11 protein-coding genes are annotated in these 14,811 nt (G+C 67.0%); 4 read left to right on the forward strand and 7 right to left on the reverse strand.

Annotated features, from left to right (window positions below; genetic code table 11):
* Positions 1–2: 2 nt before the first annotated feature.
* From ureC to AC56LN_RS20780, 5 genes are all read right to left on the reverse strand, one after another.
* A complete protein-coding gene (gene ureC / locus AC56LN_RS20760) occupies positions 3–1,703 on the reverse strand; it encodes an urease subunit alpha (protein WP_499574612.1) in 1,701 nt (566 codons plus the stop codon).
* Complete coding sequence (locus tag AC56LN_RS20765; RefSeq protein ID WP_499574505.1) at positions 1,703–2,035, reverse strand: urease subunit beta; 333 nt, start codon at positions 2,033–2,035, stop codon at positions 1,703–1,705. Before AC56LN_RS20765 ends, ureC begins: the two co-directional genes overlap by 1 nt.
* Before the next feature lie 12 nt (positions 2,036–2,047).
* Complete coding sequence (locus AC56LN_RS20770) at positions 2,048–2,350, reverse strand: urease subunit gamma (RefSeq protein ID WP_499574506.1); 303 nt, start codon at positions 2,348–2,350, stop codon at positions 2,048–2,050.
* A gap of 27 nt (positions 2,351–2,377) precedes the next feature.
* Positions 2,378–3,217, reverse strand: coding sequence for an urease accessory protein UreD (locus AC56LN_RS20775; RefSeq protein WP_499574507.1), 840 nt, complete (start codon positions 3,215–3,217; stop codon positions 2,378–2,380).
* 103 nt (positions 3,218–3,320) lie between these two features.
* Complete coding sequence (locus AC56LN_RS20780; protein WP_499574508.1) at positions 3,321–4,793, reverse strand: GGDEF domain-containing protein; 1,473 nt, start codon at positions 4,791–4,793, stop codon at positions 3,321–3,323.
* Between the two features lie 177 nt (positions 4,794–4,970).
* On the opposite strand from AC56LN_RS20780, the gene AC56LN_RS20785 reads away from it, so the two are divergent.
* The 3 genes from AC56LN_RS20785 to AC56LN_RS20795 are packed head-to-tail and all read left to right on the forward strand — an operon-like array spanning position 4,971 to position 7,237.
* Positions 4,971–5,936 carry an SDR family oxidoreductase gene (locus AC56LN_RS20785; protein WP_499574509.1) on the forward strand — a complete coding sequence of 322 codons (966 nt, stop codon included), beginning with the start codon at positions 4,971–4,973 and terminating at the stop codon, positions 5,934–5,936.
* Positions 5,937–5,960: 24 nt separating this feature from the next.
* Positions 5,961–7,001: a non-homologous end joining protein Ku gene (gene ku / locus AC56LN_RS20790; protein WP_499574510.1), complete on the forward strand. Its 1,041-nt coding sequence runs from the start codon at positions 5,961–5,963 to the stop codon at positions 6,999–7,001.
* A gap of 2 nt (positions 7,002–7,003) precedes the next feature.
* On the forward strand, positions 7,004–7,237 hold the full coding sequence (locus AC56LN_RS20795; RefSeq protein ID WP_482898439.1) for a hypothetical protein: 234 nt from the start codon (positions 7,004–7,006) through the stop codon (positions 7,235–7,237).
* A gap of 20 nt (positions 7,238–7,257) precedes the next feature.
* Here the strand turns inward: AC56LN_RS20795 and ligD are convergent, their stop codons facing one another.
* A complete protein-coding gene (gene ligD, locus AC56LN_RS20800; RefSeq protein WP_499574511.1) occupies positions 7,258–9,816 on the reverse strand; it encodes a DNA ligase D in 2,559 nt (852 codons plus the stop codon).
* A gap of 122 nt (positions 9,817–9,938) precedes the next feature.
* On the opposite strand from ligD, the gene AC56LN_RS20805 reads away from it, so the two are divergent.
* On the forward strand, positions 9,939–10,880 hold the full coding sequence (locus AC56LN_RS20805; RefSeq protein ID WP_499574512.1) for a D-2-hydroxyacid dehydrogenase: 942 nt from the start codon (positions 9,939–9,941) through the stop codon (positions 10,878–10,880).
* Here the strand turns inward: AC56LN_RS20805 and AC56LN_RS20810 are convergent.
* Positions 10,877–14,761: a sensor histidine kinase gene (locus tag AC56LN_RS20810; RefSeq protein WP_499574513.1), complete on the reverse strand. Its 3,885-nt coding sequence runs from the start codon at positions 14,759–14,761 to the stop codon at positions 10,877–10,879. The two genes, AC56LN_RS20805 and AC56LN_RS20810, sit on opposite strands and share 4 nt — an antisense overlap.
* Positions 14,762–14,811: the final 50 nt, after the last annotated feature.

Raw genomic sequence — 14,811 nt, forward strand, 5'->3', positions numbered from 1 at the left:
CTCTAGAACAGGAAGTAACGCTGCGCCAGCGGCAGCCTGCTGGCCGCTTCGCACACCAGCAGGCGCCCGTCGGCGCGCACTTCATAGGTTTCAGGGTCGACCTCCATGTGCGGCGTGGCGCCGTTGTGGATCATGTCGCGCTTGCGCAGTCCGCGCGTGCCACGCACGGCGATCGTCGTCTTGCTCAAGCCCAGCGCGCCTGCGATGCCGGCGTCGAATGCGCTGTGCGACACGAACGTGAACGACTTGCGCAAGCCGCCGCCAAACGCGCCGAACATGGGCCGGTAATGCACCGGCTGCGGCGTCGGGATGGAGGCATTCGGGTCGCCCATCAGGCTGGCAGCGATCATGCCGCCCTTAACCACCATCGACGGCTTGACGCCGAAGAACGCAGGCCGCCACAGCACGATGTCGGCGATCTTGCCCACCTCGAGCGAGCCGACGACGTGCGCGATGCCATGCGTGATGGCCGGATTGATCGTGTACTTGGCGATGTAGCGCTTCACGCGCGCATTGTCGTTGCGTGACGAGTCGCCTTCCAGGGCGCCGCGCTGCACCTTCATCTTGTGCGCCGTCTGCCAGGTACGCATGATCGTCTCGCCCACACGGCCCATCGCCTGCGAGTCCGACGACATCATCGAGATCGCGCCCAGGTCGTGCAGGATGTCTTCGGCGGCGATGGTCTCGCGCCGGATGCGCGATTCGGCGAACGCCACGTCTTCGGCAATCGCCGGGTCGAGGTGGTGGCAGACCATCAGCATGTCGAGGTGCTCGTCGAGCGTGTTGACGGTGAAGGGCCGGGTGGGATTGGTCGACGACGGCAGCACGTTGTCGTAGCCAACGGCCGCGATGATGTCCGGCGCGTGCCCGCCGCCAGCACCCTCGGTGTGAAAGGTGTGGATCGTGCGGCCCTTGAACGCTGCCACGGTCGACTCCAGAAAGCCCGCCTCGTTGAGCGTGTCGGAGTGCAGCGCCACCTGCACGTCCAGTCGTTCGGCCACCGACAGGCAGTTATCGATCGCGGCGGGCGTGCTGCCCCAGTCCTCGTGCAGCTTCAGGCCCACGGCGCCCGCATGGATCTGCTCTTCCAGCGGGCCGGGCTGGCTGACGTTGCCCTTGCCGAAAAAGCCCAGGTTCATCGGGAACGCGTCCGCCGCCTGCAGCATTGAATGAATATGCCAGGCGCCCGGCGTGCAGGTCGTGGCCGCGGTGCCGACGGCGGGCCCCGTGCCGCCGCCCAGCATCGTCGTGATCCCCGAGTACAGCGCTTCGTCGATCTGCTGCGGACAGATGAAGTGGATGTGCGTATCGACGCCGCCGGCCGTGACGATCATGCCTTCGCCGGCGATGATTTCGGTGGCCCCGCCAATGGCCATCGTGACATCCGGCTGGATATCCGGGTTGCCGGCCTTGCCGATGGCGGCAATCAGGCCATCCTTGATGCCGATGTCGGCCTTGACGATGCCCCAGTGGTCGACGATGACGGCGTTGGTGATCACGGTGTCCATCACGCCGTCGCGCAGGCGCTGCGACTGGCCCATGCCGTCGCGAATGACTTTACCACCGCCGAACTTGACTTCTTCGCCGTAGGTGGCGAAGTCGCGTTCGATCTCGATCAAGAGGTCGGTGTCGGCCAGGCGGATCCGGTCGCCCGTGGTCGGGCCATACATGTCGGCGTAGGCCTGGCGGCTGAGCGTGACCATCATGCGTCTCCCGATACCAGAGGCACGGGCAGTGGCCCCGACACGCGCCCCTGGAAGCCATGCACGATCCGCTCGCCGGCCAGGTCGACCAGTTCCACCGTGCGGCGCTGGCCCGGCTCGAAGCGCACCGCAGTCCCGGCCGCGATATTCAGCCGCATGCCGAGCGCAGCGTCGCGCTCGAACTGCAGCGCCGGATTGACTTCGTAAAAGTGATAATGCGAGCCGACCTGCACCGGCCGGTCGCCGGCATTGGCCACGACCACAGTGGCCGTACGCCGGCCGGCGTTGAGTTCGATATCGCCGTCGTCAAGGAAGTATTCGCCTGGGATCACGGTGGGCTCCGGCTAGGGGATCGGATGGTGGACGGTCACGAGCTTGGTCCCGTCCGGGAACGTGGCCTCGACCTGGATGTCCGGGATCATCTCGGGCACGCCCTCCATCACGTCGCTGCGCGCGAGGATCATGGTGCCTTCGCTCATCAGCTCGGCCACGCTGCGACCATCGCGCGCGCCTTCCATGATGGCCGCCGTGATCAGTGCCACGGCTTCGGGGTAATTCAGCTTCAGGCCGCGTGCGCGCCGGCGTTCGGCCAGCAGCGCGGCAGTGAAGATCAGCAGCTTGTCTTTTTCGCGGGGCGTCAGGTCCATGGGCGGGTCCGTTCCAGGTAAGCCAGTCTAGGTAAGCCAGATGCGCGGCGGGCACGCCGGGCGGTCGAGCAGATGGGGGCGCAGCAATGCCCATACCTGCGCCATGACGGCGCGCGCCGCTTCGCCGTCGTCGCCGAGAAAGCGCGCGACAAACACCGATTTCACCTGGCTCGATGCCAGCTGCGGGTCGAGCGCGCGCACGCGCGCCTGCAGCGCGGCGGGCACGGGCCGGCCGACGGCAAGAAAGGTCGCGCACACCGCGTGACCGCGCATGCCGAGGGGGCTGGCGATGCCGTCCGGGGTCAGGATGCCCTGCTCCCACCACAACAGGCGCCCATGCTGGCGGATCCGCGTGCGCTGGCGTACCTGCCCGCGCGTGAACGCTTCACCGGCCGCCACGCGCCCGAAGCACAGCACTTCGCTGCCGATATAGGTGCTGCCGGCAGCCAGATCGACGTCGTGTTCGAGGTCGACGCTGGCCGCGTCATAGAAGATGGTTTCCTGCGGCAGCCACTCGATGGCGGCGCCGGCAGCAATGCGCAGGCGTACCGCCTGCTGCGACACGCGGCCGTTCGCGCGGTACCACTTGGCCGCGCCGGGGCTGGTGGCCAGCACGCTGCAGGCAGGACCGGCGTCAATGTCGATTTCGAGCCGGTCGCCCCCGACCACGCCGCCCGGCGGGTGCACGACGATCACGTGGCAGGCGCCGGGGCCTTCCGGATACAGCGCCTTCTGCACACGCAGCGGGCCGCGGTGCGCGCGGCGTACGAGGCGCGTCGTGTCGCCATCGCGCGCGAAGCCCAGCGCCAGGCTGGCTTGCCAGGCGGGGAAGACGGTGGGTGCATCGGTGGAGGTGCAATCGCGCATGCTTGATGAAACAGCACGATGTGTGCCAGCGTCCTGACGTGGCGTGGGACGCTTATTTTGCAAGCGGCGCGCACCGCGAAGGTGCGCGCTGCACCCGAACGCGTCAGGACATCGCCAGCTCGATGCAGTTGCGGCCGGCCCGCTTGGCGCGCGCCAATGCGGCGTGGGTCCGCACCGCCATCGAGTCGCCGCTCTCGCCTTCGCCCAATTGGGCCACCCCGAGGCTGATCGTCACGTGGTCGCAACCGGGAATTTCCACCTGTTCGATCGCCGCGCGCAGCTTCTCGGCCATCTTCAGCGCGTCGATGGCGCTCGTGTGCGAGGCAATGACCTGGAATTCTTCGCCGCCCGACCGTACGAGCACGTCGCTCGCGCGCAGCATCGCGCGCGCCGTGTCGGCCACCGTGCGCAGCACGAGGTCGCCCACCGGCTGGCCAAAGGTGTCGTTGATCTGGCTGAAGCGATCGATATCCAGGGCGATCAGGGCCAGCGGCAGCCGGTAGCGGCGTGCGCGCCTGATCTCCTGTTCCAGCAAGGCTTCGCCATGGCGCCGGTTGGCCAGATCGGTCAGGGCATCGGTCGAGGCCAGGTGCGTGACGCGCGCCAGCAGCGCCTCGTTCTCGCGCGTGACCTCGGCCATGCGCAGGCCATAGCCGGCCAGGCCGGCCAGGTCGTCCAGCGCCTGTAACTGCGCCAGCGAGAACGGGCGGGCGTTACCGAACAGCAGGCACAGGGAACCCATTGGGCCGCCCGGCCCCTGCCCCGGGATCGGCACACCGACGGCCATGCGCGCGCCACACGCCTGCAGGCAGGCAGCAAGCGCAGGCTCACCAGGCTTGTCGGGTGCATCGAGCAGCGTCAATTCGCCCGTCATTGCCGCCAGCAACCCCGGGAAGGCATGGCGCAGCGGCGACTGCAGCAGCCTGCCTTCTTGCCCGAGCAGCGCCGACAGGTGCAGGCCCGCCACGCCCTGCTCGGCCTCGAGGTGAAGGTCGCCGTCGCGATGCTGGAACAGCGCCGCATGCACGACGCCCGGCCAGCCTGTCAGCGCGGTGCACAGGTGCGCGGCAAAGCGCGCGCTGTCGTCGGCGTCGTCCAGCGCCTGCTGGCAGGCGGTACGCAACGCGAGCAGCGCGCGCAGTTCGGCGTCGGCCGGCGTGGACGCAGCTGGCGTTGCGACGGCAAAGCCGGTGCGCATGCGCGCGGCCAGCAGCGCGCGCGTTTGCTGCGCGCGCAGCGGACCGATTGCGTAGTCGAGCGGGCCGAACGCCATCAGCGCCGGCAGCCAGCGCGCATTCGTGAAGGGACACAGCACCAGCACGGGCGCACCGGCGCGTGCGCCGATCAGGGCGCCCAGCGCCGCCAGGTCGACGCCCAGATCGCAGCGTTCCAGGTCCAGCACGAGCAGGTCAGCAGGCTCGCGCACCAGCAGGCCGCGCGCCTGCTCGGCGCCGGCGGCCACGCGCAGATTGGCAAACATGCCGTCGCAGCAGTGCTGGAAATCGGCCCGGCGCTGGCCGACCGGATTGACGAAGACGCAGGTAAAGTCGTCACGCGCGCCACCTTCTTGATACATGGTCATTCTCCAGATTGGGTCCAGCCGCACCGTTCCGGTATGGCTGCATGGCAAGTTTGCCATAAGCGGACGACTCCGGCATAGCAATTGTCACCCCTGTGTGTGGGAGCGCACCGTCGTGCCACGGTGCGCGCCGAATACTCTCGTGAACGAATGCACAATTACGGGAGAATGACGATGGCACACCAGGACGATGTAGCAGCAAAGCAGCGCGCCATCCAGCAAGAGCAGGATGCACGCGACGCCAGGAAAAAAAAGTCCGAGAGTAAAGACGCCGTCCAGACCGGCGTCGACCAGCCGGCGCCGCCGATGCCGGCGCAACACCTGGCCAAGCCGGGACTCGAAGCGGACATGGAAAGCAAGCCGAAGTTCATGGCCGAGGGTTACAAGGGCAGTGGCAAGCTCGACGGCATGGCCGCGATCGTCACCGGCGCCGACTCGGGCATCGGGCGCGCGGTGGCGGTGCTGTTCGCACGCGAAGGCGCCGACGTGGCCGTGATGTACCTGAACGAAGACGTCGATGCCGCAGAAACGAAGCGCTGCGTCGAGGCCGAGGGCCGCCGCTGCATCACGATCGCGGGCGACGTCAAGGATCCGGCGTTCTGCAACGACGCCGTGCAGCAGGTGGTGAAGGCATTCGGCCGGCTGGACATCCTGGTCAACAACGCCGCATTCCAGGAGCACGCCGATTCGATCCTCGACATCACCGAAGAACGCTTCGAGGAAACCTTCCGCACCAATATCTTCGGCTACTTCCACATGGCCAAAGCCGTCGTGCCGCACCTCAAGCGCGGCGCGTCGATCATCAATACGGGCTCGGTCACCGGCCTGAAAGGCTCGTCCAAGCTGATCGACTATTCGTCGACGAAGGGTGCGATCCACGCGTTCACGATGTCGTTGGCCGGCAACCTGCTCGACCAGGGCATCCGCGTGAATGCGGTGGCGCCCGGCCCCGTCTGGACGCCGCTGAACCCGGCCGACAAGGGCCCGGACGACATCACCGGGTTCGGCGCCAGCACCGACTACCGGCGCCCGGCCCAGCCCGAAGAACTGTCGCCGGCCTATGTCTTTCTCGCCTCGCCCGTCTGTTCCGGCTACATCACCGGCATCGTGCTGCCGGTGACGGGCGTGGTCGGCGAATAACGTTCGCACAACGAGGAGCAGGCAATGGCACGCAGCATGTGGAAAGGCGCGATCAGTTTCGGACTGGTCCACATTCCGGTCGATATGTACCCCGCGGTCGAACCCAGGGGATTGGACCTGACGATGCTCGACCGGCGTGATTTTTCGCCGGTCGGGTTCAAACGCTACAACAAGGGCAATGGCAAGGAAGTGGTCTGGGACGACATCGTCAAGGGCTACGAGTACGAGGACGGCGAGTACGTCGTGCTGTCGGACGAGGATCTGCGCCGCGCCAACCCGGAAGCGACGCAGACGATCGACATCCAGGCGTTCGTCGATGCCGGCGATGTACCGCTGATCTACTATGACCAGCCGTACTATCTGGCGCCCGGCAAGGGTGGCGCGAAAGTCTATGCACTGCTGCGCGAGACACTGCGCGAAGCGGGCAAGATCGGCATCGCGCACGTGGTCATCCGCGTCAAGCAGCATCTGGCGGCGCTGATCTGCGTGGGCGACACGATCGTGCTCAATACGCTGCGCTACCCGGACGAGATGCGCGATGCGGGCGAACTCAAGATCCCGTCGCCCAATTCGAAAACGGCGGCCGTGACGGTCAAGGAACTCAAGATGGCAATGGCCCTGGTCGAGGGCATGAGCGAAGACTGGGCGCCGGCGCAGTACCACGACAGCTATCGCGAAGACGTGCTGGCCCTGGTCAAGAAAAAGATCAAGGCCAAACAGACCAAGACCATCACGCAGCCCGAGCCGGAGAAGGAAAAGCGCACCACCGGCAAGGTCATCGACCTCGTCGCGCTGCTGCAGGCCAGCCTTGGCAAGAAGCCGGCCAAGGCGGCGCTGGAAGCACTTGATGACGACGATGATGATGATGATCCGCCGCCACGCAAGTCGCGCAAACCGGCGGATGACGAGGACAGCGACGACGATATGCCGCCGCCGCGGGCGCGCAAGTCTCCGGCCAGGTCGGGCGCGCGCGCCACGGCCACCAAGGCGGCAGCCAAGCCGGCAGCAAAAAAGGCGGCGGCCAAGTCCGCAACCAGGGCGCCTGCGCGCAAGAAAGCGGCGTGAGGATGGACGGATTCATCGACTTTCTTCAGTGGCCTGCGATGGCCGTGAGCCTGATTGCCGCCTACCTGGTCGGCGCCAAGCGCGCCGAACGCCGCATCCTGGGTTTCTGGACCTTCATCTTCAGCAATGTGTTGTGGATCGTCTGGGGCTGGCATGATGAAGCGTGGGCGCTCATCGCGCTGCAGGTGGCGCTGCTGGCCATGAACGTGCGCGGCATCTTCAGGAACGAAGCATAGAGCACCTCGCTCGCATACCCCTACGGCACGAACCCGAGCTGCTTCATCGCTCTGGTCAGTGTCTTCGCTGCCGTGGCATAGTCCTGCCACGGCGCATTCCCGACATCGAGCCGCTCGTGCACATTGGTGATCGTCCACTGGTCGCTCGACGTCAGCGTCTCCAGTTCATCCCAGGCCAGCGGGACGGAAATCCCCAACCCCGGGCGTGAACGCGCCGACCATGCCGCCACCGTCGTGGCGCCCTGCCCGTTGCGCAGGTAATCGATGAAAATTTTCCCCACCCGGTTCTTCGGCCCGCTCTTGAAGGCAAAGCGCTCCGGCAGCGTTTGCGCCATGTGGTGCACGATCGCCTGCGAGAAGCGCTTGACCGTGTCCCAGTCGTGGTTGCCCTTGATCGGCACGACGACGTGCAAGCCCTTGCCGCCGCTGGTTTTCAGGAACGCCGGCAAACCTAGTTCGTCCAGGAACGCGTGCATCAGCTGCGCCGCTTCCTGCATCTCAGGCCACTTGATACCGTCGCCCGGATCGAGGTCGAACACCATCCGGTTCGGTTTCCGGTAACTGCCCTTGAACGCATTCTGCGTGTGGATCTCCACCACGTTCCACTGCGCCGACGACAGGATGCCGAGCGGCGTGGCCACTTCGAGCATCGGTGGATGTTCCGGGTCGAGCGCCTGGTCCAGGTCGCGCAGGCCAGCCATCTTGCGCACGTCGACGTGCTTCTGGAAAAACAGCTCCCCGCCCACGCCTTCAGGGGCGCGCACGAGCGAAACCGGACGGCCTTTCAGGTGCACCATCATCAGCTCGCCCACCAGCGCGTAGTAGCGCACCAGCGCCAGCTTGGTGGCACCGGTCGACTTGTCGATCACGCGCTCGCCGTTGGTGATCTTCAGCGATGCAGGCAGCTTGCCCTGCGCGGCCACCGGCTCGTCATCCGCCGCCACGTCCTCTACGGGAAGCGCCTGCTCGCGCGTGATGTTCCTGGCCGGCTTGTCCTTGCGCAGGCCCTGGAACACCGGATGGCGCACGGCGCCGCCACTCGTCCAGTCCGAAAAACTCACTTCCGCCACCAGCACCGGCTTGACCCAGTGGTGCGCGCGTCCCGGCACGGCGCGCGGCGGAAACGGGCTGGTGTCGGTGCGCAGCGTCTCGAGTTGTGTCGCGATGCTGGTCAGGGTCGCGTGGTTGAAGCCCGAGCCGACATTGCCGGCGTAGCGCAGCACGCCGTCTTCGTCATGGACCCCGAGCAGCAGCGCGCCGATGCCGGTGCGCGCGCCTTTCGGATCGGTGAAGCCGCCGATAACGAATTCCTGGCGCCGGCCGCATTTCAGTTTGATCCAGTCGGGCGAGCGGCGCGACACATAGCGGGCGTCGCGCCGCTTGCCGATCACGCCTTCGAGGCCGATCTTGCAGGCCGCGACAATCAGTTCGTCCGGGTTAGCCCCGAATTCGGCGGAAAACCGCACCTTGTCGGATTTGGCTTTCCTGAGCACCTGTTCGAGCACCGTGCGCCGGTCGACCAGCGGCATCTCGCGCAAATCGTGGCCATCAAAATACGGCACATCGAACAGGAAGTAATCGATGTCGGCGGCCCCGTTGCCGTCGAACGCTGCCTGCAGCAGGCCGAAATCAGGCTTGCCATCCTCGTCGTGCACGACGATCTCACCGTCGTACCAGCCGTCGGGCAGCGCCATGCGTTCCAGCTCTTCCTTCAGCGGCGTGAGCTTGTCGGTCCAGTCATTGGCGTTGCGGGTAATCAAACGCACGGCGCCCTCCTCGATGCGCGCCAGCATGCGGTAGCCGTCGAACTTGACTTCGAACAGCCAGTTTTCAGGATCGGGCGGTGGCGCATCGACGAGCGTGGCCAGCTCGGGGGCAAATTTCGCGGGCAGTGGCACCTTGGCGTCATCGGCTGCGGCACGTTTTGCCGGCGCCTTGTTTGCTGCTGCTTTTTTGGCGGGTGCCTTCTTCGCAGGCGCCGCCTTTGCATCCTTGCGCAGCGCTGCAACCTTCTGCGCGGCCCGCTTGGGCATCGGCAATGCCTTCACGCTGTCGGGCAGTTCGTCGACCAGCGAGAATTCGGCGGCCGGGCGCGCGTAATCGTCGTTCTCCTTGATCAAGAGCCAGGGCGGCTGCTTCTCGCCGCGCCCCTTCATCCGCACCAGCGCCCAGCGGCCGCGCATCTTGTGACCGTGCAGCGCGAACTTGATGCTGCCCTTGGCAAAGCCCGCGCGCGGGTCTTCCAGTGGCTCCCAGGTGCCCTTGTCCCAGATGATCACCTTGCCGGCGCCGTACTGCTTGGCCGGAATCGTGCCTTCGAAATCCGAGTACGAGATCGGGTGGTCCTCGACCTCCACCGCCATGCGCTTGTCATGCGTGTCGTAGCTGGGGCCTTTCGGCACGGCCCAGCTTTTCATCGTGCCGTCGAGCTCCAGCCGGAGGTCGTAATGCAGGCGGCTGGCCCAGTGCTTCTGGATCACGAAGGTGAGCACGTCCTGCCCCGCCTCCCCGCCCTCGGCCGGTTCGGATGTGATCGCGAAATTGCGTTTGGCTTTGTAGGCTTTGAGCGCGTCCGTCATGGCAACCCCAGGGAAGTTCGATCGTGCCAGCGTAGCGCTGTGGCGCACCATTCACTGTACGGCAACTCACGCTGACGGGGGCTGTTATCATCAACGCAAGCCGCCAACCGCGAAAGGACACCATGCAGCGAATCGTTTTTCTGGACCGTGACAGCCTGCGCGCGAATGTCCGCATACCCGCTTTCGAGCATACCTGGCAAGACCATGCCGCCACCCCGGTTGATGACGTCGTGACGCGCCTTGCCGGCGCGACGGTGGCCATCACCAACAAGGTGCCGCTGCGGGCCGACGCCATTGCCCGCCTGCCCGACCTGAAAATGGTCGCCGTCGCCGCGACCGGCACCGACAACGTCGACCTGGCGGCCTGCCGCGCAGCCGGCATCGTGGTGGCGAACATCCGCAATTATTCGCTGGTATCGGTGCCCGAGCACTGCTTCACGCTGATCCTGGCGCTGCGCCGCAACCTGCGCGCCTACGCGGCCGACGTCGAAGCGGGCAAGTGGGAAACTTCGAGCCGCTTCTGCCTGCTCGACCATCCGATCGGCGACCTGGCCGGCACGCGCCTGGGCATCGTCGGCTACGGCGCGCTAGGCCGCCAGGTGGCCAGCATCGGGCGCGCCTTCGGCATGGACGTCGTCGCCACCTCGCGCTCGCCGGTCACCGATACGAACGTCACGGAACTGCCGCTGGACGAATTGCTGGCCACCTCGCAGGTCGTGAGCCTGCACCTGCCACTTTCCGATGCAACGCGCCATATCATCGGTGCGCGCGAACTCGGCCTGATGCAGCCCGGCGCGGTGTTGATCAACACCGCGCGCGGTGGCCTGGTCGACGAGGCCGCGCTGGCAGGCGTGCTGATGGAAGGCCGGATCGCCGCCGGCTTCGATGTCCTGAGCGAAGAGCCGCCCGGCTCCAACAATCCGCTGCTGCGCCTGCGCCTGCCGCACTTTTTGCTCACGCCGCACATCGCGTGGGCCAGCTTCGGTGCGATGCAGACGCTGGCCGACATGCTGGTCGATAACATCGAGGCGTGGCAGGCCGGCACGCCGACCAACGTCGTCTAGGCGACAGCGCTGGCCGTGGGTACCAGGGCCTCGGGCGCTTTCTGCGGCAGTTCGAGCAGAAAGGCGGTGCCGGCGTCCGGCAGGCTCATCACGCGGATCGTCCCGCCCATCAGCGTGGTGACGATGTTGTAGACGATGTTCAGTCCAAGGCCGGTGCCGCCCTGCCCCATGCGCGTCGTGAAGAACGGATCGAAGATGCGGCCCAGATGGGCCGCGTCGATGCCGCGCCCGTCGTCACGGAACGTGAGCGCGACGCGGCCATCGGTTTCCATCGCCGTCAGCGTCATGACACCGCCCGGCCCATCGAACGCGTGCAGCATCGCGTTGTTGACGAAATTGATGATGACCTGGCCCAGCGGGCCGGGAAAGCCGTCCATGGCGATCCCGGACGGCACGTCGATGTCGAGGCGGTGCCCGGCCAGGCGCACCGTGTTCATCAGCGTCGCGCCGATTTCCTGGCAGGCCTGGGCCAGGTCGAACCGGCGCCGCTGCGCACTGGCCTGGTCGACCGACACCTGGCGAAAGCTGCTGACCAGTTCTGCCGCATTGTGCAGGCTGCGCACGATCAGCTGCGACGCGTCGCGCGCCGCCCCCATGTAGTCGGCCAGGTCGGAGCGCTTGAGCGTCGTCGCCTCGAACTGCGCCGCCACCGCGTGCGTGCGCTCCTGCAGCGTGCTGGCCATCAGCAGGCTGTTGCCGATCGGCGTATTGAGTTCGTGCGCCACCCCGGCCACGAGCGAACCCAGTGACGCCAGGCGTTCCTGCGCCGCCAGTTGCACCTGGGTTTCCTTCAGGCGTGCATAGGCTTCGGCATTGTCCATCGCTACGCCGACGTAGGCGGCCAGCGTACCGAGCATGTCGAGATGGACCTGGCCGTAGGCGCCCGCCTCCAGGCTTTGCACCGTCAGTGCGCCCAGCACGCGCTCGCCCGCCGTCACCGGCACGCACAGCAGCGAAGCCGGCATCGGCAGCGCATCGGCCGGTACCACCAGCGCCACCGCCGCGGCCAGGTCCGGCGCGCCGGGCAGGCAGGCGCGCAGCTCGGCGTCGACGTCCGCCAGCAGGAATGCGCGGTTCTCGTCCACGCAGCGCGCCAGCAGGTGCGCGGCCGGATTGAAGACCAGCTCGCGCTGCGCCTCGCGCCGGCCGAACGCCATCGCGAACGGCAACTCGAGCACGCCGCGCTCGCCGTGACGCAGCGCGACAGCAAACAGCGGTGCATCCATCAGCGCCTTGACGTGCTGGTACAGCGTCAGCATGATCGCCTCGTGGTCGAGGTTCGTGGTCAGCATGCGCCCCATGTCCGACAGCAGCGCGATATTGCGGTGCGCGCGTTCGACCGATTCCTTCTGGCGTTCGACCTCGCGCTTGCCCCGCTCGGCCGCTTCTTTCTGCAGCAGCAGTTCGCCGGTGCGGGCGTCGACTTCGCGCGCCAGCAATCCCTGGCGTGTCACGAGCGCGCCGATGCGCAGCCGGTAGGCCAGGTACGACAACGTCACCACCAGTGCCACGGCCAGCGTGCGGAACCACCATGTCTTCCACCAGGGCGGCGTGATCGTGAGCGCAAGCGTGGCCGCCTCCTTGCTCCAGACCCCGTCCTTGTTGCTGGCCCGGACCCGGAACACGTAGTGGCCGGGGTCGAGATTGGTGTAGGTGGCGAAACGCCGGCCGGCACCGGTATTGACCCAATTGGCGTCGAAGCCCTCGAGCTGGTAGGCGTACAGGTTGCCCATCGGGTCAGCGTAGTGCAGCGCCGCGAATTCGAGCGAGATCACGGAGTCGCGGTGCGACAGCGTGATCTCGCGTTGCGCCGCCAGGTTGTGGATTCCGCGCGATCGGTTCAGCACCTGCAGGTCGGTAATGGCGACCGTGGGCGGGAAAGGATTGTCGTGCACGTCGGCCGGGTTGAACGACGTGACGCCGCTCACGCCGCCAAAGTGCAGCTGTCCGTCGGCGCCGCGCCGGCCGGCGCCCACGAAATACGCGCCGTCGATCAGGCCATCCTTGGCGTTATAGCTCTTGGTCTGGCCGGTGACCGGATCGACGCGCGTGATGCCGGCGGTCGTACTGACCCAGATGACGCCATCATTGTCCTCGAGGATGGCGCCGATCGATTGTGCGTCCTGACTGCTGAACGGGTAATAGCGAAAGGCCGTGCGTCCGCCTGCATGCACCATCCGGTGCAGGCCACCGGCGGTACCGACCCACAGGTCGCCGGCCCTGGACTCGAGCAGGTGGTACACGCGGCTGTGACGCAGGCTGGTACTGTCGTTTGGATCATGGCGAAAGCGGCTGAAGGTGCCAGTGGCGGGGTCGAAGCGTTCCAGGCCCGATTCGGTGCCGATCCACAGCACGCCGCGCTGGTCCTCGACCAGGGCGAAACCATAGTTGTCGCCCAGGCTCGTGGCGTCGCCCGGCACGTTGCGCCAGTTGCGCGCGGTCGTCGCGCCCGGGGCGACGGCCGACAGGCCATCCCGCGTCATCACCCACAGCGTGCCATCACGGCCCTCGCACAGCGCCTGAACATGGATGGCGCCGGGGCTCTGGCCCAGTTCGATCCGTCCCATCCGCCCGCGCGCGTCGCGCCACGCGAGGCCAGTGGGAGCGCCGATCCACAGCCGCCCGCCGGCCAGCGCCAGCGCAGTAACGACCTTGCCGGTGACGGCATCGGTGCCGAAGCGCCGGGTCGTGCGCGTGGCGGGGTCGAGCAGCATCAGCCCATCGCCGCTGGTACCCAGCCACAGGCGCCCGGCCGGGTCGTCGACGATGGCGCGCACCCTGGCGCGGCCCATGCCTTCCGTTTCGCCGAAGCGCGCGAACCCGCCGCTGGCCAGGTCGGTGCGGTTGATCCCGCCGAAATACGTGCCGACCCACAGCGTGCCGGTGCGGTCGACCAGCACCGCCGACACCTGGTTGTCGGACAGGCTGTGCCGGTCCTGCGGCAGATGGCGGTAGCCGGTGAAGCGGCCGCTGACCGGATCGAGCCACTTCAAGCCATCGGCCGCGGTGCCAACCCACAGCTGGGCGCCGCTGTCGTGGTACAGCGTGCGGATCCGCGCGCCGTGCATGCCCTCGGCCGCGCCAAAGCGCCGTCGCTGCGGCACATCGCCGTCGATGCGCCAGGCTTCGAGGCCGCCCGCGGTACCGATCCACAGCGTCTGGCGCGGCCCCATCGACAGCGCCAGCACGGCGTTACGCTCGGCGTCAGCGGCCGGCGCCATCGCAAAGTGCGCGACCTGGCCACTGGCCGGGTCCAGCCGGTCGAGTCCGGCAGCAGTGCCGACCCACAGCGCACCGCGCTCGTCGAACGCGAGCGCATTGACACGGTTGTCACGCAGGCTGGCCGCGTTGTCCGGGTCGGTCACATGGTAACGTTGCTGGCCCGTGTGCGGGTCGAAGCGCACCACGCCGTCGTTCGTTGCAAGCCACAGCGCGCCATCGGGCCCCGGCACGATCGCGCCCACCGAGCGCTTCACGGTGCGGCCCGGCTGGGTCAGCGCAAACCGCTCGAAGCGCCCGGTCGCGGGATCGTGGCGCGCCAGCCCGCCCTTCGTGCCGAACCACAGGCGGCCGGCCGGATCCTCATACGAGGCCGAGATGAAATTGTCGGGGATGCTGTCGGGATCCTTGGAATCGTTGCGGTAGATGACGATCCGGTAGCCGTCATAGCGATGCAGCCCGGCCTGGGTGCCGAACCAGATGAATCCCTGGCGATCCTGCAGGATGCTCATCACCGAGTGCTGCGACAGACCTTCCTCGACCGACAGCCGCTCGAAACGCAGGTTGCGCTGGCTGGCGTCGGCCGGCAAGGCCAGTGCCAGCAGCAGGAAGAACGTGAAACGAAACAGGCCGCTCGGGGCGGCCCAGGTAGAACCTGGCATGGTCATCCGATCAATGTGCGCTGCAGCCAATCTACCAGAGGACTTTGTTG

The sequence above is a fragment of the Telluria sp. ZT3P26 genome (assembly GCF_059686035.1).